Origin of the sequence: Hyalangium gracile (genome assembly GCF_020103725.1) — a bacterium.
In the GTDB taxonomy this organism is placed as follows: domain Bacteria; phylum Myxococcota; class Myxococcia; order Myxococcales; family Myxococcaceae; genus Hyalangium; species Hyalangium gracile.
This window is the reverse complement of sequence record NZ_JAHXBG010000007.1, coordinates 193,406-213,573: the sequence shown is the minus strand read 5'-3', so window position 1 is coordinate 213,573 and position 20,168 is coordinate 193,406. Positions and strand designations below refer to the sequence as shown.

The following is a 20,168-nucleotide window of genomic DNA, read 5'->3' as shown; positions in this document are numbered from 1 at the left end:
TCCTAGGCTAGCCTTCGTCGCATGCTCATGCGCTCCGTGCTCTCGCTCCTGGTCCGACGTGCCCTGCCCGGGCTGCTGTGCGCCTCCACCCTGGTGGCTTGCGAGCCTGGAAACGATCTCGAGCGGTTCTCGGGTCGCCACCTGCGGGCCACCATGGTCTCCCGGGACGGGAACTTCCTGGCGCTCCTCGAGCAGCTGAAGCCCGAGGCGGGATGCCTCCAGCTGCACCCGGACGTGTCGGCCAGCTTCGACGGCACGCCGCTCCAGGTGTTCCCCGGGGGGCCCATCGTCGATCCCGATCGCTGCTTCAATGCGCCGCCCAACTTCACCGGCAAGCTGGACACCGATCCGTTCTTCGGAGACCCGAGGAACGCGGTGATGGAGATCCAGGACGGCGACGAGCGCATCGTCGCGGAGTTCACGAACTACTACGCTCGGCACGGCTTCGAGCTGGTCGCTCCGCCCCCCGCCGTGAAGCCGGGCCAGGAGGTGTTCCTGAAGTGGGAGCCGCCCACGGATGACATCTCCCAGTTCGAAGCCGTCACCCTGAATGGACAGGAGGTGCCCGCCACACCCGAGGCGGGCGGCGTGCGCTTCACCATCCCCTCGGACTTCCCCGCGGGCCGGGTGGATGTGTACTGGGTGGGAGAGTGGCTCATTCCCGCCGAGCGCTGCGAAGGCGCGGCCCTCTGCACCGCGACGACCTGGCCGATGGGCCTGCCGAGCCAGCTGAACATCCAGCCCTGAGCCTTCCCAAAGGCGCTGGTTCCGTGTGCAGCTACTCGGGAGCCTGCGTGCACTCGGTGGCACACCTGCGAGCAGGGCTGCACGTCCCTGCCCCGAGCAGGAACGGGACGTCGCGGACTTCCGCGCTGGCCCCTGAGGTGCATTGCCCCAGGGCATGGGCCGAGACTGCACCGCCTCCCTGGTTGACGACCTCCGCTCCGCCGCGCCCACCGAGCACTCCCGCTGGCTGAGCGAGTCCGAGGAGCCCGCCTTCCGCGAGCTGCTCCACGCTCGCTACGGCGATACGTACTCCTACCCCGTCCTCTATGAGCCCGGAGGCGCCTCGCGCCTGTGGCGCTCGGGTCGGCTGCTGAGCCTGGGGGAGCTGAACGCCCAGGGAGCGATCGTCTCGCACACCGGGCTGTGGACGGCGCCGGGGAGGGACTCGGTGGACTCGGGGCTCTCCCTCACCCACCCCACCCTGCGCACGGCCATGGACCGGGATGAGCACGCGCGCATGTGGCGCTACCTCCTGGAGCGACTGAGGGGCCACGTCGGCTTCGTGCACCAGCACACCTCCACCCTGCACCTGATGGCCCAGCGGTACGCCGCGCGCATCATGAGTGCCGTGCCCGTGGGGCTCATCGTCCACTACACGCGCGGCGAGACGCTGATCGGCGTGGAGGGCTCTGGCCTCCCGATGCAGGCGCTGGAGATGACGACCGTGCTCGGGCCGCTGCCTCCCCGCACGCGCTACCTGCCCGAGGGCTGCTGGGGAGAGTGGCTGCGGTCCATCCTCGCGGGCGTGGGACTGTCGGGATCCGTCGTCCTCGTCCCCGCCGAGCCTCGTGCTCGCCCCGTGCGCCATGTCCTGCGGCCGATCGACTGGAATGAGTCCCTGCGCATCGAGCGGCGAGAGCTCGTCCGAACGTCGGGCCCCGAGGAGGGTGAGCCGACCCTGCTGTCCGCTCGGGCCCGTGTGGACCTCCTCCACCTCTCGATGGGCGATGCGCGACATGTGGCCGAGGCCACGCCCGTCCTGCTCGCCGCGGGCTACCGCCCGACCGGCATCCGCCTGCACCAGGAAGCGCCCGACGAGCTCGTCTTCCAGCACGTGGGAGACGTGAAGGCCGCCTGCGAGGCACTGGGCCGCGCACGGCTCGCGGGGAAGGACTCCCAGGCCCTCTTTGCCGGCTGGATCGAGCGATGCGCGCGAACTTCGTAGACACGCTGATGGCCCGCCTGGATGGCGAGGTGGCGACGATCTGGGCCACGGTGCTGCTGCGCCTCGACGAGCGCCCCGACGTGGCCACCCTGCGGCGAGGCCTGCGCGCGCTGGTGCGCGAGAACCCGCGCCTCCGAGTCGGATGGAACGATGCCCGGTGTGAGTGGCTCCCCGTGCCTCGCTCCGACGAAGACGCGAACGCGGCGCTGCTCGAAGGCTCCGAGCCGCTGGAGGAGCCGGGGGCCGTGGCGCGCGTCATCAACGCGCGGATGGACCTCTCGCGAGACCTGCCCCTGCGGCTGCACCTGCACCCCATGGCCGATGCCGCCCAGGGCCCCTGGATGCTGGCGATCCAGCTCCACCACGCCATTGGCGACGCCAAGGCGCTCGGGCACCTGCTCGAGCGGCTCTGGGGGCTGTGCGCGGGCAGAGGAGCGGAGGCCCCACCCCTGGCGGCATCGACGCTCACCGATGGCAAGGTCCTCCAGGCCGCGCTGAGCCGGCCCGGCCAGAGCCTCGCCGTCGCGAGCCCTCGCCACCGGCTGCTGGCGATGCGCGGGCTGGGGCTGCGTCGCAGCGGGGATGTCGCGGGACGCTCGCTCATGGCCACGGCGCGGTTGCGGCTGCCTGCCGAGCGACCGGACCTCTCCGCCTCCGATGTCTTCTTCGCCGCCCTGCTCGCGGCCGTAGCCCTGCGCGAGCCCCCGAGAGACGGGATGATCCGCCTGCGCATGCCCGTGGACCTGCGGCGGGAGCTGGGGCTCGGGCGCACCCTGGGCAACGGCTGCTCCGCCGTTCCCATCGAGCTGCCCTTCCCAGAGGTGCACGCGCGGCTGGAGGATCCTCCCGGGCTCGTCCGGTGGGTGCGCTCGGAGATCCAGCGGGTGCTCGACACCGGCGTCCACTGGGCCACGGCGCTCGAGTGCATGGCGGTGGCTCGGGTGGCCCCGGGCCGGGTGCTCCGGAAGAACGCGCGCCCCGGGCTCATCGCCGAGCCGCGAACCAACACGCTGGTGACCACCTATATGGGACGGCTGGACCGCCACTTCATCGGAGCGCCGCTGCGCATCCGCTCCCTGCGCAGCCATACGCCCACGTGGGGAGCCACCGGCTTCACCTTCCAGGAGACGCTCTGCATCAACCCGGCGACGTTCGAGGGGCTCTGGAGCGCCAGCGAGCTGCGCGACTTCACCCGGCGCCTGGCCGACTGGGCCTGCTCGGCCTTTGGCCTGACGGCGGAGGTGGTCGGGCCATGAGGACAATCGCCGAGGCGCCCGGGCTCTACCTGGGCTTCATCTCGCTCCACCTGCTGCTGGGGCACCTGGGCTCGAGCCTCCTCTATCGCCTGCGCTTCGGACGAAGCCCCCTGGCGTACCGGAGCACGGCGGCCGATCCCTCGCATGCGCGCGTCACGCGGCTCATCAGCGGCGTCTCCCTGCTCTGGGCGGGCTCCGTCGTCATGGCGGCGCTCTGGCCCGGCGCGTCCACGCTGCCCTGGAGCCGTCCCCTCTTCTCCGTCCCGCCAATCGCCGGCTGGGTCCTGGGCGGAGTGGGGCTCATCGGGATGCTGTCCGCCCAGTACGGCATGGGCGCGGCGTTCCGGATCGGCGTCGACGCGGGCGAGCAGCCGCCTGTCCTGCACGAGCGCGGGCTCCACCGGTACTCCCGCAACCCGATCTACGTGTTCTCCTACCTCTACCTCGTGGGCGCCTCGCTCTGGGCTCCCTCGCTCCTCACCCTCGCGTCGCTCGCCGGCCTGGGAGCGCTGTTCCATGCGCTGGTGCTCCAGGAGGAGCGCTACCTCGCGGCGCGCCTCGGCGAGAGCTACGCGCGCTACCTCCTGCGAGTGCCCCGCTACCTCTGATTTGCCATGCCCGCCACCGCGCCCCTCACTGCTTCCTCCGCCGCCCCGCAGCACGGTTTCGGCCTGTCTCGGGCGGAGCTCGTGGAGTTGCTGCGGATCCGCCCCCTCCGCGCCCTGGGCATGAGCGCCCTCCACCTGGGGTTGTGGATCGCGGCCGCCGTGGCCATCACCCAGGTGGGCAGCCTCTGGGCGAAGCTGCCGCTGTGGATGCTGGCGGGGAGCGCGGTGATGGGGCTCATCCAGCTCGACCACGACGCGTGGCACGAGAACCTCTTCCCCCAGCCCTGGCAGAACCGCTTCTTCGGCAACGCGCTCAGCCTGCTCGTGGGCATCGCCTACGAGCCCATGCGACATGACCACCTCGCGCACCACCGCTGGAACCGCACCGAGAAGGATCCCGATGCCTACAACGCGGGGCGGCGCTCGTTCGGACTGAGCGCGCTCTACTACTCCACCGTCTTCCTGGGCATCCCGCTCAGCCTCATCTACTTCAACGTCCTCTATCCCCTGCAGCACTTCGAGCCGGCCCGCCTGCGCCGACATGCCGCAGTGCTCCTGGGCTATGGCGCCTTCTACGCGGGCCTCTTCTGGGTCCTCTCGTCCCAGGGGCTGCTCGGCGCGGCGGCGGAGTGCTGGCTCCTGCCGGTGCTCTTCGCCAGCCCGCTCAACGGCCTCAAGTCGATCGCCGACCACTACGACAATGCCTGGCGGGGAGACCGCTTCCACACGGCGACCACCGTGCGCAGCACCCGCCTCGTCACCTTCCTCTGGAACGGGCTCAACCACCACCTGGACCACCACCTCTTCCCGCGCGTGCCGGGCTACAACCTCGCACGGCTCCATGCGCGCATCCGGCCGGTGCTCCTCGCGCACGGCGCCTGCGTCTTCGACAGCTACCTCCAGGTCATGTGGCGAGCCCTGCGCGCCGGTCCCTCCCTCGTGGACGAGGACGTCCGCCTGGTCACCCTGGAGCGAAAGAGCCCATGAGCGCCCTCCGCCACCTGTACACGGACATCCGCTACGAGGACGGTCGCTGGCCGCTCTCGCGCTGGGATCTCAACCTCCGCTACATCACCAAGAGCCTGCTCCACGTACCGGAGCCGCGGCTGGCGGAGGATGCGGAGCACTTCGCCAGCGTGGCCCGCCACCTCGCCTCGGACACCTGGAGGCACACCGAGCCCCAGGCGCTCTCGCTGTGTGCCGTGGGAGACGTGATGTGGATCCGCAGCGGCTTCCGTCAGGCGCTCTCGCCCGGCGTCCGGGCCGTGCTGGCGGACGCCGACGTGGCCTTCGCCAACCTGGAGACGCCCGTGGCTGCCTCCCGCCCCGTGCCCCGCTGGGTCTACGAGACGCTCCACTACAACGCCCCACCCGAGTACCTCGACGCCTGGGAGGGCACGGCGCGCCACCGGGTCTTCTCGCTCTGCAACAACCACGCGCTCGATCAGGGCCTGGACGGACTGGAGCAGACCCGCCGCGCCGTGCTGGCCCGCCCGGAGCATCGCTGCGTGGGCGGCCCGGAGGCCTCGCAGGCCGTGGCCTCGCTGGAGGTCTCCGGCGTGCGGATGGGCATCGCCGCGGTGACGTATGACATCAACCACCTCTCCGGAGCCCCTCCCGCGGGTGTGCCCGTCACGCGCTTCGGAAGCCCCCGGCACGAGCCAGACTGGGAACGGCTGGGCGCCCTCATCGACGCCGCACGCGCCGCGGGGCCAGACCTCGTGGTGCTCATGCCCCACTGGGGCTTCGAGTACGAGTACTGGCCCGAGGCCCTCCAGCGTCAGCACGCCTATCGGCTCATCGAGCGCGGCGCGGACATCATCCTGGGCACGTCGCCCCACGTGCTCCAGCCCGTCGAGCTCGTCTCCATCAATGGCGCGGACCCCTGGTGCCCCACGCAGCTGCGCCGCGAGGGAGCGCCTCGCATCGGCCTCATCGCCTGGTCGCTCGGGAACTTCCTGAGCATCATGCCCACGCGGGCCTGTCAGACCGGCGCCGTGCTCCAGCTCTCGCTGTCCCGGGATGCGCGCGGCCAGCTCCAGCCCAGGGACGTGCGCGCAGTGCCTACCGCGTGCGGGCGAGGGCTGGGCGGCGCGGCGTTCCTCGACGCGGGCGTGATGACGCTGGACGAGCTGGAGCCGGAGCGGGCCGCGCACCACCTCGCGCACGCCCGCCGGACCCTGGAGCCCCTGATGATTGCTGGCCGGAGGAAGTGAGCATGTCCCCCATGATGGATGCGCTGGAGGAAGTGACCGCCGTGATGGCGCGGCAGGTCCAGAGCTGGCTGCCCGCCGTGACGCCCGAGCGGTACGTGGCCTTCCTGGACATGATGTACCACTACACCTCGAGGAGCGGGGACCGGCTCCGGCTCGCGGCCGAGCGCGCCACGCACCCCGAGCTCAAGGCCTTCTTCCAGGAGCTCGCACGCGAGGAGCAGGAGCACTACCGCCTGGCCAGGGCGGACCTCGCCGCGTTCGGGCGCACGCCTTCTCCCGACGTGCCCCGCGAGGTGTCCGCCTTCCACACCTTCTGGGAGAGCATCCCCGCGCAGCGGCAGCTCGCGTTCCTGGGCGCGCTCATCGTCCTGGAGGGCGTGGCCCACCACCTCCAGCGGGAGACGCGCGAGGCGCTAGGCCGCCTCGGGCTGCAGCGGAGCCAGGCGCGCTTCCTGCTCGTCCACCTCGACGCCGACCTGGAGCACGGCGCCCGCGCCCGAGAGCTCTGCGCGCGCATCGCCGGAGAAGAGCCCGAGCCCCTCTTCGAAGGCGCGCGGACGGCCGCGGACTTCTGGGTGGCCCTGCACCGCAAGGCGCTCGTGGCGGCGTGACGGAATGACGCACGGTATGCGCCGTGCGCCTATTCCCCGAAAAGGACGACTGGCGGCTACACCGGTAACTTCGACTGTCGGAGAGCTGGCCCTGTGGCTCGCCGGGGTGTTCGTCAACTACACGGGCTCCGATCCTGCGCGCGCGTCGCTTGCTGGCTCCGTTCCCTTCCGGTCGATCATTCCAGGCCCCCGAGAAGAGCGTTCGTCCTGGTTCCCGCCCGCCGCGCCCCATGACATGCTGCCGCCGGCCTTCGCGGGACACGCGCGCAGGCCCGGGTGATCCTCCGCATGAGCGAACAGGCCAACGAGGGTAGAGACGTCTCCAGCAAGCCCTCGAAGCGTGACATCCTCGAACGTGCCTGGTCCAGGTACTGGTACTTCGCGCAGGAGGCGCTGCCCGCTCGCGTGGAGGAGCTGCTGCGGCTGCTGCCCGCGGCGCGGACCTACGGCATCTCCGCGCCGCTGGAGAACTTCCTCAAGCGCCACACGGGCGAGGTCGTCTCCATCAACATCGACGCCTCGGCGGTGAGCCCGGACCGACGCGCGGACTCGCTGCGCTGGACGCAGAAGCTCATCTCCGCGTGCACGCCGGATCCTCGGGGCGGAGAGCAGTTCTGCATCCCCGCGCTCCCACAGCCCTTCATGGGCTGGCTGCAGGGCGTGTCGCTGCTGCGCGGCTTCTCCTCCTCGTGGGAGGGCTCGCTCTATGGAGCATGGCTGAACCAGTACCTGGATGATCCGTTCGCCTCGCTCGGCTTCATCCGGGCCCGGGCGCTCATGGACAAGCTGCAGCAGCGTCCGGTGCGTCCGCCGGACTTCTCCCGGGCGCTGCGGCGGTTCCGAGCCTACCTCCGCCTCACGCTGCCCAAGGGGAGCCTCATCCCCACTGCGGCGCAGCTCGAGCGCTTCGCGGACGAGCACCTGGAGCCGCGCTTCGATCAGTACCGCGACTTCCTCGCGCCCCTGGCCGAGCGCGACAGCGGCGTGTTCACCTGGGAGTCCAAGTACGGGTAGCCGCGCCTACTTCGCGCGGACGAGGGTCAGCTCGAGCGTCCGAGGGCCACGGCGGACCTGGAACCTCACTGGCGCGCCCGGCGTGCCCTGCTCGAAGGGCGCCAGATCCGCCAGCGAAAGAATGGTGGCCTGCTCACAGGCGACCACGATGTCTCCCGGGCGGAGGCCCGCCTGCTGCGCGGGGCCCTCGGGCAGCACCCAGCTCACCTCCACGCCCGTGGGTGCCCAGGCGAAGCGCGCGCCCAGCCCGCCGGGCCGTTCTCCCTCCACCAGCCGCACATCCCCCAGGTCGAGCTGCTGTCCCACCCTCACCTCGATGTCCCGCTCCACGCGCTGCCGAAGCCCCGAGCCGATCCGCAGCAGGTGCCGGCCCGGAGCCACGTCGCTCCAGGCGGCCACGCCGTCGACCGTCTCGTGATACTCGGCGCTCCCGTCGAGCTGCGCCCACCCCTGGAGCGGTGCGCCGGTGGCGGCGTCGACGATCCGCAGCCGGATCGACGCGCCCTTCTGGAGCTCGAGCTGGACCTGCGTGCGCTGGCCCGGCACCGCCTCGATCTCCTTCTCCCCTGAGGTTCCGTCGGGCGTCACGGCCTTCAGCTTCCACTTGCCCGCGGGCACCTCCTCGACGACGAAGCGATCTCCAAAGAACTCGAGCCGCTCCACGCCCATCCACTCGTTGATGGGCACGTGCAGCGTGAACCGCGTCACCGGCTTGCTGGAGGCCGAGCGCACCCACCCCTCGATGGACGCGGGCGCCGCCAGCGGCACCACGATGGAGGTGGCCTTGACGCTCGTCTCCACCGAGCCGCTGTGCAGCCCCTGGTAGGCCACGGCGGTGAAGCGCTCGCTCGGAGCGGGCCACAGCTTCGGGTTGTAGAGGCCCTCGCCCTCCGCATCGGCGTAGAGGCCGAAGAAGATCTGGTTCTTCGGGCCCCCGCGAAACACCACCTTCGCCTTCGGGCTGGGAGTGCCGTCGGCCTCGACCACCCGCACCGCAATCCCCTCGCCCAGCGACTCGAGCGGCAGCACCACCTCGGCGGGGCCGGGGGGCCTCAGGGAGACCTGCACCTGCTTGCTCTCACGACTTCCATCGAAGGCCATCACCTTCCAGTCGCCCGGCGGCAGCGACAGCTCGAAGGTGCCGTCAGTCGCCGACTGGGAGCGGGACGCCAGCCCGGAGGTGGAGGCGGAGATGTCCACGCGCTTGCCCACCAGCTCGCCGCTCGCCTCGAGCACCCGCCCCTTCAGCAGGACGACGTCCCCCGGCACGGTGAAGTCCGCGCGCGTCACCTCGCCTCCGGGCACCTTCACGCGCTGGCTGGGCCCGGCATCCAGCCCGGGAGGCCGCACCTCGACCACGCCCTGGCCTGGAGGAACCTCCTCCAGCACGTACCTGCCGTCCTCGCCGGTGAGCGCCGGAGCGACGTCCTCGCTCGGAAAGCCTGGGTGCGAGCCGAATGACACCTTCGCGCCGGCCACCGGCTCTCCGCTCTCCCGCCGCACCTTCCCGGTGATGGTGCCGGACTCCTCGAGCTCGAAGTCCCGCTCGGAGCGCGCTCCTTCGCGGAGGACCAGCCCGCGCTGGCTCCGCTCGGCGTGCCCGAGGGCTCGCACCGTCACGTCGTGGGTGCCACACGGCGCCTCCACCTGGTACTGCCCCCCCTCCCCTGTCACCGACTGGCCGGACTGCCCCACCGCGCCATGAGGGGTGAGATCCACCAAGGCCCCAGGCACCGGGAGGCCATCGCTCTTGCGCCGCACCACCCCGCTGAGCCGGCACGCGTCGGAGAGCACCAGCTTCACGTCCTTCACCGTCGCCCCCGCCGCGATCGTCAGCGGCTTCGGCAGCTGGCCCGTGAGCGAGCCCTTGCGCGCCGACAGGGAGAGCGTGCCCGGCACCACCTCGAGCGAGAACGAGCCCGAGGGCCCCGTCATCGTCTGTTGGGGCTCCTCGCCGCCCGCCGCGACGACGAGCGCGCTGTCCGCGCCCTGGCCCGCCGCGCTCAGCACGTAGCCCTCGACGTAGGCGGAGCTGGCGAGCTCCACCACCAGGGGCTGCGCCGCGGGCACCTGCACGTCCGCGAGCCGCCGGGCCGCGCGGCTGGGAGCGGTGGCGATGAGCTCGTAACGGCCCGGCGCCAGCTGCTCGAAGCGGAACTGGCCCTTCACATCGGCGACGGTGGTGTGGCGCAGCTCCGCCGGGGCCTGCGCGCGCTGCCGGAAGGAGCCTCCGAGGGTGAGCAGCAGCTCGGCTCCAGCCAGCCCGTTGCCGGACTCCTTCTCCACCACCCGTCCCTCGAGGCGCAGCGGTGCCTGGAGGGCGAGCGTCGCGCGAGTCACCGCCTCTCCCGCGGGCCGGCGCACCGCGAGAGTGCCCGCGCCGAAGCCGCTGGCCGTCGCGCGCACGAGGTAGCTCCCGGGCCGCGCCGGCAGGCGGAGGTTGCCCTGCGCATCGCTCTCACCGCGTCCGGCCAGCCGCCACGAGGGCTCTCGCGTCGAGGGGTCCTCGGCGCCCCGGAGGAAGAGGGACACGGCGGCCCCCGGCACCGGTCCGGACTGGCCACGCACGGAGAGCTCGAGCACACCCTCCTGCTCCTGCATGGGCGCTTCGATCGGAAGCGTCTCGCGCGGAGCCCCGGGCCGCGCCGCCGCCCCCTTGCCATCCCCGACTGGCATGGGCCGCGCCACCTCCACCCGCTCCGCCGAGGGAGTTGGAGCCGTGGACGTCGTGGCCTCGGGACGGCGCGTGAACCACCACAGCGCCCACCCCACCGCGATCAGCAGCACCCCGCCTGCGATGGCTCGCCTCATGCTCCCTCCGGTCTCCTTCGCTCCGCGCGATCCTCGAATATCCAAGCCCAGGAAGTGGCAAGCTGCTCGGGATTCCGGGCAGGAGCAAGAGCCGCATGGAACGAGGAGTCGCGATGAAGCGGGGATACCTGCTGATCCTGTGCTGCGTCCTCGGGTCGGCCTGCCGCTCGGGCTCCTCGGGAGAGCCGCCCCCGGAGTCCAAGCTCCTGCCCTGGTCCCGGCAGATCGAGGTGCGGGAAGGCTGGCTCACCCGGCGCCACGAGCTGCTGCTGCCCATGATGCGGCGCCATGGCGTGGGCATGTGGATCATCGTCAACGAGGAGTTCCACGACGATCCGCTCACCCAGTTCGTCGCCCCGCCGCGCCCGTACGCCAGCACGCGGGACATCTTCGTCTTCATCGACGCGGGGGAGCAGGGGCTCAAGAAGGTGGCGCTGCCGTTCCAGCCCGAGGAGCACGTCTCCAGATTCTTCGAGACGCCGCGGACGCCCTCGGGACAGGCCTATGCGCTGTCCGAGCTGTTCCTCCAGTACCAGCCGCGCGCCATCGGCCTGAGCCTGGGAGGCCGGCGCGGCATCACCCGCAGCCTGACGGTGGCCAGCCACGCCTTCCTCACCGAGGGCATGGGCCCCGAGGCGGCGCAGCGCTTCGTGAGCGCCGAGCCGCTCATCGAGGAGTACCTGGACACCCGGCTGCCCGAGGAGCTGCCGCACTACACCACCCTGGTCGCCGTCACCGAGCGGGTGGCTCGCCAGGCGCTCTCGCAAGAGGTGATTTCTCCGGGCCGGACGACGGTGGGGGACATCCGGCGCTGGCTCTACGATCGCGCGGGAGCGCTGGGGCTGGGCATGTGGTTCCAGCCGGACCTGCGCGTCCAGCGCCAGGGGCTGGTCCCCCCGGGCGGCTTCGGGAACCTGATATCCCCCGCGACGGATGAGCTGGTGCTCCAGCGGGGAGACCTCATCCACCTGGACTTCGGCCTGAGCTACATGGGGCTGCACAGCGACTGGCAGCGGATGGCGTACCTGCTGCGCGAGGGAGAGGAGGACGCGCCCGCGGGGCTGAAGCAGGCGCTGGCCCACACCCACGCGCTGCAGGACGCGCTGATGCTGCGCGCCTCGAGGCCCGAGCGGACCGTCGCCGAAGTCTATGACGCGGCCCTGGCGGAGATGAGCGAGCGAGGCATCCAGGCCCGCATCTACAGCCATCCGCTGGGCAACCACGGGCACGGCCTGGGCTCGGGCATCGACGAGGGGACGGCGCGCCGCGAGCCCCCGCCCCGGCTCCGCCAGGGCTCGTACATCGCCCTGGAGCTGAACACGCTGAGCGAGGTGCCGGAGTGGGGCGGCCAGAAGGTCCTCGTCATGCAGGAGGATCCCGCCCGGCTGACGGACGAGGGCTGGAAGCTCTTCGCCCCCCGGCAGGAGCAGTACTACCTGGTCCCCTGAGCGTCTCCGCCTCCGCGGGGGCGCTGGTTCTGGCGCTGCAGCCAGGTGTTCAGGAAGGACTTCACCGCCGGGTGCTCCGCGCGACGGAACTCCTCGGGCAGGCCGGCCTGGACGACGCGCCCCTCGTGCATGAGGGCCAGGGTGTCTCCCACCCGGAAGCCGGACGCCACGTCCGGGGTGATGACCAGCGAGGTGGCCCCCAGCTGCTGCTTGCCCGTGAAGATGACCTCGTTGACGGAGGCCGTGGTGAGCGGATCCAGACCGGCCGTCGGGTCGTCATAGAGGAGGATGCTCGGCTGGAGGATGGCCGCGCGCGCGAAGCCCACGCGCTTCTGCATGCCGCCGGACAGCTCGCCCGGGAACTTCTTCGCCGCGTGCGTCAGCCCCACCACGGCCAGCGACTTGTTCACGGACTCCAGGATTTCGGCCTCCGACATCTTCGTGCGCTCGCGCAGCGGGAAGGCCACGTTGTCGAAGACGGTGAGCGAGTCGAAGAGAGCGTTGGCCTGGAAGAGGATGCCCAGCTTGCGCCGCAGCTGATCCATCCCCGCCTCGTCCAGCTTCGAGATGTCCTGGCCGTCGATGATGACCGTGCCCCGGTCTGGCTGCAGCAGCCCCACCAGGTGCTTCATCAGCACCGTCTTGCCCGAGCCGGACACCCCCATCAGCACGCAGGTGGTCCCCTCCTCCACCACCAGGTCCACCCCTCGGAGGATCTCCTGCCCCCCGAAGGACTTGTAGAGGCCCTTTACTTCGATCATCGGCTTGCGCGCCGGCCGACCGCTCGCGTCACTCATCGCGGAGGCAGCATGGCACGTCCCCAGCGACAAGGCAGCCGAGCACTGAGGCCCCTGCCCCCGCCTGCTCGCACGGCCCCGCCTCCCCCTGACAGGACCGGGCTGTCGGCCGGACTTCTTGCGAACTGGTATGACAAGCATACCAGTTGGTGGAGCTCGGGCCCGACACGGGCACCTCAGGGCAGCCCGGGCAGACGCTCTCCGAGCGAGGGGAGCCGGATGCGCTCCTCCTTCATCCGCTGGTCGTAGACGAAGTCCTCCGAGGGCTCCACCGTCCACCGGTTCCCGTGGCGGGCGTTCAGCGCTCGGGCGATGTCGTAGAAGGTCCACCGCTCGTTCGAGTCCAATTGGTAGAGGCCTGGCTCGGCGCTCGAGAGCTCATGCAGTGCACGCACCGTGTCATCGAGCAACGAGCATGCCGGGTACCAGCGCGCACTGGCACGCACCCTGCCCTCCTCACGCATCTTCCCCTCGAGGAAGGCCAGCATGTTGTTGCCCGTGGGCTCCTCGCCGATCTGCCAGCCCAGCCGCGCCACCCGGGCCTGGGGGTTCTGGTGGAAGACGCGCTCCTCGGCCCGCCGCTTCTCGTAGCCGTAGCCCTCGGTGGCGTCCGGCTGGGAGTCCCGCGTGAAGGGCCCGCGGGCATCGTTCGTGAATACCAGCACGCTGCTGGTGAACACGAAGCGGATGCCCAGCGTCCGGGTGATCCACGCCAGCTCGCTGGTCCACTCGTAGTTGATGAGCCAGGACTCCCCCGGCCGCCCCGTGGGCTGCGAGGCCGTGGCCAGGTGGAAGACCACCTCGGGCGCCGCCTCGCGAACGAACCGCTCCATGGCGGCGTAGTCGTCCACGGGGACGTGCCTCCTGTCCCATGGAATGACGTCGAAGCCCTGCTGCCGCAGGAAGCCGGACAGGCGCGAGCCCACCGTCCCGCTCGCTCCCGTGAGGATCGCCCTGTTCGCCATCGCTCGAGCCTCCGTCCTTGGCTACCGCAGCCGCCACACGGCGCTGGAGTACGCGGGGAGCGACACCTTCCAGGTGCCCTTCTTGCCGGGCTCGGCCGTCGCGCTCACGTCCGGATCCGCGAAGAGCTGCTCCATGGGCGTGCCCGGGAGCACCTGGCTCACGGTGGCCGGCGCGGCCCCCACGTTGTGGACCACCAGCACCCGCTCGCCCTCCACCTCGCGGAGGTAGGCCACCACGGAGGGCGCCTCGCTGCTCCGAGGCAGCGGCCGGAGCGTACCCACCCTGAGCGCGGGCGACGCGCGGCGCACGTGGATGAGCAGCCGGTAGCGGTGCAGCAGCGAGCCGGTGTCACCCAGTTGCGCGGCGACGTTCCGCTGCTGCCAGCCCTCGACGAACGGCGCCCACGGCTTGCCCGTGGTGAAGCCCCCCTTCTCCGTGCCGTCCCACGGCAGCGGGCGGCGCTTGCCGGGATCTCCCTCGCTCTTCGGGCCGTTGGGCAGGCCGATCTCCTCTCCGTAATAGAGGAAGGGCGTGCCGGGCAGCGTCAGCAGCAGCGCCGGAGCCATCCGCATCCGTCCCTCCTGGCCCTCGAGCTGGGTGGCGACGCGGACCTGATCGTGGTTGGCGAGGAACGGCGCCACCAGCACGCCCCGGGGATAGGCGGTGCTCACCTCGGTGAGCTGCGTGGCCAGCCGCGCCCCATCCCCCGCCTGGAGCGAGCCCAGCATCGACTCGCCCATGGGGAAGTTGAAGAGCATGGGCAGCTCGTCGCCGCCCGGCAGCCGCGTCGTCGCGCCGTAATAAGGAATGATGTTCTTGGACTCGCTCCACACCTCGCCCACCAGGAGCGCATCGGGGCGGACGCCGCGCACGTGGGCGGAGAACTCCTTCCAGAAGGCGTGCGTCTCCGGGGTGTCGTTCTGCTGCTCGCCCGGGCCCTTCTCCACCAGGTGGCGGGCGGCATCCAGCCGGAAGCCGTCCACGCCTCGCGACAGCCACAGCGAGGCCAACCGCTTCACCTCCGCGCGCACCTCGGGGTTGCGGTAGTTGAGGTCCGGCATGCCGCCCCAGAAGATGCCGTAGTAGTGCGCGTCCCCCTTCGGGTGCCACACGCGGTGGGTGCCGCCCCACGGCTGCGTCCAGCCCGGATCATCCGCGCGCCACACGTACCAGTCGCGCCTGGGAGAGCTCGGCGAGGACGCGGACTCCTCGAACCACGGGTGCTTGGAGCTGGTGTGGTTGATGACGAAGTCCACGACGATGCGGATTCCGCGCCGGTGGGCCTCGCGCAGCAGCCGCTCGAAGTCCTCCTGCGTGCCGTACTCCGAGTCCACCTTCTCGTAATCGACGACGTCGTAGCCGTGGTAGCTGGGCGACTCGAAGACGGGCATGAGCCACAGCCCCTCCACGCCGAGCTCCCTCAGGTAGTCCAGCTTCGCGGTGAGCCCGTTGAAGTCCCCCACCCCGTCGCCGTTGGAGTCCGCGAAGCTGCGGACGAAGACTTCATAGAAGACGGCGCCACGGGCCCACTCGAGCTGCCAGCCACGCGGGTTCGCCGCGGGGCGCGCGGGAGGCGCCGCCTGGGCGACGAGCGCGCCACACACCAGGACCAGGGCACAGAGAGCGGGAGACCGAGTCATGGGCGCGCACCTTAGCGCCCTTCCTCGGGCTCAGGGCTTCTTGCCGTTGCGGATCCACTCCTCGCGGCGCTTGTCCTGGAGCGCCTTGCGCTCGAGCGCATCCGCGGTCTGCCGAGGCACTTCCTTCAGGCGATCCTGGTGCATCCGGATGCTCAGATCGATCAGCCCTCGCTCCTCCTCCCGGAGCTTGTCGCCATACTCGGAGATCATCAGGTTGGCGATCGCAAGGTTGTCCTCCGAGCGCTTCCGCCGGTAATCGTAGTAGCGGTGGATCTCCTCCTCGGTGGCATCCCCCGACTGAATCTTTCCGAACACTTCGTTCCACTTCCGCTTCGCCTCGGCGCGCTTCTCGAGCACCTGCGGATCCGTCGTGGGGGCGTCCAGCTCCCAGTACAGGTTGTCGGGCAGCTTCGCGCGCAGCTCCTCCAGCTTCACCGGGCTACCGGCCGGAGCGGCAGCGGCCTCGTCTGGCTGCGTCATGAGGAACCGATCGAGCGGATCGGCCTGGCTGCCCGCGCTCAGGGCCGGAGCCGCTGGGCGCGCGGGCGCGGCGGGCGGCGGAGCAGGAGCTGGAGTGGTCGCCTCGCGCGGAGGGGGCTCCACCGTCGGCTTGCCGCCGAGCACCGCGAAGAGGACCGCAACCACCACGGCGACCAAACCGATCGCCAGCGGGAGCTTCCATCGGGCCGTCGAGCTCATGGGGGCGTCAGATAGCGCGGCGTGCCATCTCCTCGCAACCGCACCTCTCCTACCTGTCACGCCTTCCGGCTATCCCTGGGGTTTAGAAGACCCCTGGACTTTCGATTTGCTACAGGTGTAACAGGCAATCCCCCCGAAACAGGAGGAACCTGAATGAAGCGCCTTCTCTTGCCGAGCCTGCTGGCCCTCATGCTTGCGCCGGCGGTCTCCCGCGCCGAAGTGCTGCTCCCCTCGATCATCGACGTGCTGGTCGACGGCGGTAACAACTACGCCTGGGAGAAGGTGGCCCTTCCCGGCACCGTCTGTGGCAACGGCTCCCAGTACAAGTTCTGGATTCGCAAGACGACCTCGCCCAACCTCCTGTTCCTCTTCGAGGGCGGCGGCGCGTGTTGGGACTACGAGACGTGTAGCGGCCGCGCCGGAGTACTGGGCGCCGCCAACCCCAACGGCATCGCGGACGACTACATCACCCAGTTCACGGCCAAGTACGTCTCGCCCATCGTGAACGGCGCGGACCCGGGCCTGCCGCTGCGCAGCAAGCGGGACCTGGTCACCAAGGACTGGAACATCGTCTACATGCCGTACTGCACCGGTGACGTGCACGTGGGCAACAACACCGCCACCTATACGGACCCCACGGGGGCCAACCCGCCGCTGGTGTGGCGCCACAACGGCTACGCCAACACCATCGCCGCGGCCAACTACGCCAAGACGCGCTTCCCCAGCGTGCAGAAGCTGCTGGTGACGGGCTACAGCGCGGGCGGCGCGGCCACCTCGTCCTCGTACTACTTCGTGCGCAAGATCATGAACCCGGCGCGCGGCTACCTGCTGAATGACTCGGGCCCCATCTTCCTGGCGCCGAACGCGACGGACCTGTCCCGCGCGCTGCACGACAAGATCCGCCAGTCCTGGAACCTGAACTCCGTGTTCGCGCTGCTGCCCGCCTCGTTCAACATGAACAACTTCGGCAGCATCAACCGCATGGTGGCCACCGAGTTCCCCAATGATCAGCTGGCCTACACGGGCTACACGCAGGACTACAACTACTCGCGCTTCTCGTACGAGCGCTTCCGCACGCCGAACGATGAGGCCTCCGTCCACGCCTACTGGAAGGTGGACCAGGACAAGCTGGTGCAGGAGCTGAACCTCTTCAACAACTTCAGCTACTTCATCCCGCACCACCGCCCCATCAACTCCAGCCACTGCAGCACCGTCATCACCTTCATCGGCGCGCACGCCTGCCAGCGCATGGAGAAGAAGAAGTACTTCTGGGAGTACCTGGACGCGCCGTGGCAGAGCTACAAGTGCTACAGCGAGTTCGTCCCCATGGACGTCTTCCTGAGCCGCTGGATCAACGACAACCAGCGCGTCCGCATCTACGAGCCGGCCAACAACTACAACAACGAGGACGCGGGCATGAGCGCCGTGGCCTTCCTGGTCAACTCCGCCCTCGGCGACTAGTCCTCACCGAGCCGTGTTGAACCCGAGCCCCTGGACCTGGCACCCCGCCAGTCCCGGGGCTCGGGCATTTCCGGGGCCCGCCCGCACGAGCCGGTTCCTCCGAGCGAAGGCCCGTGCGAGGCTGCCGCGCCCATGAGCGTCCACGTCGAGAAGAGTGGCCCCGTCACCACCGTCCTCCTCCACCGCCCCGACGTGCGCAACGCGGTGGACGGCGCCACGGCCCGGGAGCTCGCGGACGCCTTCCGCGCGTTCGACGCGGATCCGGACGCGAAGGTGGGCGTCTTCTTCGGCGAGGGGGGCACCTTCTGCGCGGGCGCGGACCTCAAGGCCGTGGCCGAGGGGCGGATGCCGCGGCTGTCGCCGGAGGGAGACGGGCCCATGGGCCCCTCGCGCCTGGTGCTGGGCAAGCCCGTGGTGGCCGCCATCTCCGGGCACGCCGTCGCGGGCGGGCTGGAATTGGCGCTCTGGTGTGATCTCCGCGTGGCCGAGGAGGACGCCGTGCTGGGCGTCTTCTGCCGCCGCTGGGGCGTGCCGCTCATCGACGGAGGGACGGTGCGGCTGCCGCGCCTGATCGGCCTGTCCCGCGCCATGGACCTCATCCTCACCGGGCGCCCGGTGTCCGCGCAGGAGGCGCTGGGCATGGGGCTCGTCAACCGCGTGGTGCCGCGAGGCCAGGCCCGGCAGGCCGCCGAGGCGCTGGCGCGGGAGATCGCCGCCTTCCCCCAGGCCTGCATGAACGCCGATCGCCGCTCCGCGTACGAGCAGGCGAGCCTGCCGCTGGAGGCCGCGCTGCGTCAGGAGTTCACCGGCGGTGTGAAGGTGCTCGAGGCCGAGTCCATTGCCGGAGCCCAGCGCTTCGCTCAGGGTGCGGGCCGGCACGGGAAGTTCGAATAGCCGACGCCGCCCTTGCGTGTGCCCCTTGAAAGCTTGGCACACCACATATAGTCTATATGCCGTCGACCTTACGGGCTTATATTTATAAGGTCTCCGGCCATGGACACCCTGGATTACCGCATAGTGGACATGCTGCAGCGCGACGGGCGGGCGACCCAGCTGGAGATCTCCCGCTCGGTCGGTCTGTCGCAGCCGGCGGTGGCCGAGCGCATCCGCAAGCTGGAGGAGCGCGGCGTCATCACCGGCTACACGGCGCGGGTGGACGCGGGAAAGCTCGGCAAGGACATCACGGCCTTCATCGGGGTGAACATCGAGCACCCCAAGTACTTCGAGAGCTTCGCCAAGAAGGTGATGTCGCTGCCGGAGGTGCTCGAGGCGCACCGCGTCGCGGGGCAGGACTCCTACATCCTCAAGGTGAAGACGGCGAACACGAAGACGCTGGATCAGCTCCTCGTGGAGACGCTGCGGACCATCTCCGGCGTCACGCGGACGCACACCACCATCGTACTGACGTCCATCAAGGAGGAGACGCTCGTCCAGGTCGCCCCCGAGCTGCTGAAAGGAGACTGACCCATGACCCTGGCTGCCACCACCCACCTCAACACTCCCGCCGTCTCCCTGCCTCTGGCTCAGCGCATGTCTCGGATGAAGACGTCCGCGGTGCGCGAGATCCTCAAGGTGGCCGAGCGACCGGACATCCTCTCCTTCGCGGGGGGGCTGCCTGCCCCCGAGCTGTTCCCGGTGGAGGCCATCGCCCAGGCGCACGCCGAGGTGTTCGCCCACGAGGGCCCGGCGGCCCTGCAGTACAGCACCACGGAGGGCTACGGGCCGCTGCGTGAGTGGATCTGCGCGCACCTGGCCGAGCGCGGCCTGAGCGCCACCATCGATCAGGTGATCATCACCGCCGGCTCGCAGCAGGGCATCGACCTGGTGGCCAAGGTGATGCTGGATCCGGGCGACGTGGTGGTGGTGGAGAATCCCAGCTACCTGGCGGCGCTGCAGAACTTCGACGGCTACCAGGCCCGCATCGAATATGTGGGCAGCGACGACGAAGGCATGCGCGTAGACGAGCTGGAGGCGCTGGCCACCCGGTGCAGACCCAAGCTCATCTACATCGTCCCCAACTTCCACAACCCCAAGGGCACCACGCTGTCGCTGGAGCGGCGGCACGCGCTGGTGCGCTTCGCCCAGAAGCACCGCGTGCTGATCCTCGAGGACAACCCGTACGGCGAGCTGCGCTTCCGGGGCGAGGCGCTGCCGTCGCTGGCCTCGCTGGACGACATGGGCGTGGTGGTGCAGCTGGGGACGTTCTCCAAGACGCTGGCGCCCGGGCTGCGCCTGGGCTGGGCGGTGGGCTCGAGGGAGCTGACGCGCAGCCTCACCATCGTGAAGCAGTCCACGGACCTGCACACGGGCACGCTGGCGCAGCGGGCCACGGCTCGGCTGCTGGCGAAGTTCGACTACGACGCGCACCTGACGCGGCTGCGCGCCGTCTACGGCCAGCGGTGCCAGGCGATGCTGGACTCGCTCGAGGCGCACATGCCGGAGGGCACCCGGTGGACGCGCCCGGACGGCGGCATGTTCCTGTGGGCGGAGCTGCCTCGGGGCATGCGGGGTGAGGACATCCTGCCGCGCGCCATCGAGCAGAAGGTGGCCTTCGTGCCGGGCAGCCCGTTCTTCGCCGCCCACCCCAAGGCCCAGTGCATCCGCCTGAACTACTCCAACCGCCCGCCCGAGCTCATCGACGAGGGCATGCGGCGGCTGGCCTCGGTGCTGGCCGCGCAGTAGGCCCGGCG

At 70.4% G+C, this 20,168-nt stretch carries 18 protein-coding genes; 13 read left to right on the top strand and 5 right to left on the bottom strand.

What is annotated here, in order from left to right:
- Positions 1-21 precede the first annotated feature (21 nt).
- The 8 genes from KY572_RS16145 (at position 22) to KY572_RS16110 (ending at position 7,656) form a co-directional block, all read left to right on the top strand.
- A complete protein-coding gene (locus KY572_RS16145; RefSeq protein WP_224243514.1) occupies positions 22-747 on the top strand; it encodes a hypothetical protein in 726 nt (241 codons plus the stop codon).
- 154 nt (positions 748-901) lie between these two features.
- Positions 902-1,951 carry a hypothetical protein gene (locus tag KY572_RS16140; RefSeq protein ID WP_224243513.1) on the top strand — a complete coding sequence of 350 codons (1,050 nt, stop codon included), beginning with the start codon at positions 902-904 and terminating at the stop codon, positions 1,949-1,951.
- Positions 1,933-3,207, top strand: a complete 1,275-nt coding sequence (locus KY572_RS16135; protein WP_224243512.1) for a condensation domain-containing protein — start codon at positions 1,933-1,935, stop codon at positions 3,205-3,207. The genes KY572_RS16140 and KY572_RS16135 overlap by 19 nt, the downstream gene beginning before the upstream one ends.
- Entirely contained in the window at positions 3,204-3,815 is a 612-nt protein-coding gene (locus KY572_RS16130) for a methyltransferase family protein (RefSeq protein ID WP_224243511.1), read from the top strand. Before KY572_RS16135 ends, KY572_RS16130 begins: the two co-directional genes overlap by 4 nt.
- A 6-nt stretch (positions 3,816-3,821) precedes the next feature.
- Positions 3,822-4,802, top strand: coding sequence for a fatty acid desaturase family protein (locus KY572_RS16125; RefSeq protein WP_224243510.1), 981 nt, complete (start codon positions 3,822-3,824; stop codon positions 4,800-4,802).
- Complete coding sequence (locus KY572_RS16120; RefSeq protein WP_224243509.1) at positions 4,799-6,031, top strand: CapA family protein; 1,233 nt, start codon at positions 4,799-4,801, stop codon at positions 6,029-6,031. The genes KY572_RS16125 and KY572_RS16120 overlap by 4 nt, the downstream gene beginning before the upstream one ends.
- Before the next feature lie 2 nt (positions 6,032-6,033).
- Positions 6,034-6,642, top strand: a complete 609-nt coding sequence (locus KY572_RS16115; protein ID WP_224243508.1) for an iron-containing redox enzyme family protein — start codon at positions 6,034-6,036, stop codon at positions 6,640-6,642.
- Positions 6,643-6,930: 288 nt separating this feature from the next.
- The gene (locus tag KY572_RS16110; RefSeq protein ID WP_224243507.1) at positions 6,931-7,656 is read left to right on the top strand and encodes a hypothetical protein; all 726 of its coding nucleotides are present in this window, start codon (positions 6,931-6,933) and stop codon (positions 7,654-7,656) included.
- 6 nt (positions 7,657-7,662) lie between these two features.
- Here KY572_RS16110 and KY572_RS16105 read toward each other — a convergent pair whose 3' ends face one another.
- Complete coding sequence (locus KY572_RS16105; RefSeq protein ID WP_224243506.1) at positions 7,663-10,467, bottom strand: carboxypeptidase regulatory-like domain-containing protein; 2,805 nt, start codon at positions 10,465-10,467, stop codon at positions 7,663-7,665.
- A gap of 95 nt (positions 10,468-10,562) precedes the next feature.
- Here KY572_RS16105 and KY572_RS16100 point away from each other — a divergent pair, with 95 nt between their 5' ends.
- Complete coding sequence (locus KY572_RS16100) at positions 10,563-11,915, top strand: M24 family metallopeptidase (protein ID WP_224243505.1); 1,353 nt, start codon at positions 10,563-10,565, stop codon at positions 11,913-11,915.
- On the opposite strand, the gene KY572_RS16095 is transcribed toward KY572_RS16100, so the two are convergent.
- The 4 genes from KY572_RS16095 to KY572_RS16080 form a co-directional block, all read right to left on the bottom strand.
- A complete protein-coding gene (locus tag KY572_RS16095) occupies positions 11,900-12,712 on the bottom strand; it encodes an ABC transporter ATP-binding protein (protein WP_224243504.1) in 813 nt (270 codons plus the stop codon). The two genes, KY572_RS16100 and KY572_RS16095, sit on opposite strands and share 16 nt — an antisense overlap.
- A 176-nt stretch (positions 12,713-12,888) precedes the next feature.
- The gene (locus tag KY572_RS16090) at positions 12,889-13,677 is read right to left on the bottom strand and encodes a sugar nucleotide-binding protein (protein WP_224243503.1); all 789 of its coding nucleotides are present in this window, start codon (positions 13,675-13,677) and stop codon (positions 12,889-12,891) included.
- A 21-nt stretch (positions 13,678-13,698) separates the two neighbouring features.
- Complete coding sequence (locus KY572_RS16085; RefSeq protein WP_224243502.1) at positions 13,699-15,318, bottom strand: alpha-amylase family glycosyl hydrolase; 1,620 nt, start codon at positions 15,316-15,318, stop codon at positions 13,699-13,701.
- 30 nt (positions 15,319-15,348) lie between these two features.
- Positions 15,349-16,017 (bottom strand): hypothetical protein, encoded by a 669-nt coding sequence (locus KY572_RS16080; protein WP_224243501.1) that lies wholly within the window; start codon positions 16,015-16,017, stop codon positions 15,349-15,351.
- Positions 16,018-16,170: 153 nt separating this feature from the next.
- Here KY572_RS16080 and KY572_RS16075 point away from each other — a divergent pair, with 153 nt between their 5' ends.
- From KY572_RS16075 to KY572_RS16060, 4 genes are all read left to right on the top strand, one after another.
- Positions 16,171-17,478 carry a pectin acetylesterase-family hydrolase gene (locus tag KY572_RS16075; RefSeq protein ID WP_224243500.1) on the top strand — a complete coding sequence of 436 codons (1,308 nt, stop codon included), beginning with the start codon at positions 16,171-16,173 and terminating at the stop codon, positions 17,476-17,478.
- A gap of 132 nt (positions 17,479-17,610) precedes the next feature.
- On the top strand, positions 17,611-18,372 hold the full coding sequence (locus KY572_RS16070) for a crotonase/enoyl-CoA hydratase family protein (RefSeq protein ID WP_224243499.1): 762 nt from the start codon (positions 17,611-17,613) through the stop codon (positions 18,370-18,372).
- Between the two features lie 99 nt (positions 18,373-18,471).
- Entirely contained in the window at positions 18,472-18,942 is a 471-nt protein-coding gene (locus KY572_RS16065) for an Lrp/AsnC family transcriptional regulator (RefSeq protein ID WP_224243498.1), read from the top strand.
- A 3-nt stretch (positions 18,943-18,945) separates the two neighbouring features.
- Positions 18,946-20,160: an aminotransferase-like domain-containing protein gene (locus tag KY572_RS16060; protein WP_224243497.1), complete on the top strand. Its 1,215-nt coding sequence runs from the start codon at positions 18,946-18,948 to the stop codon at positions 20,158-20,160.
- The last annotated feature ends 8 nt before the right edge of the window (positions 20,161-20,168 follow it).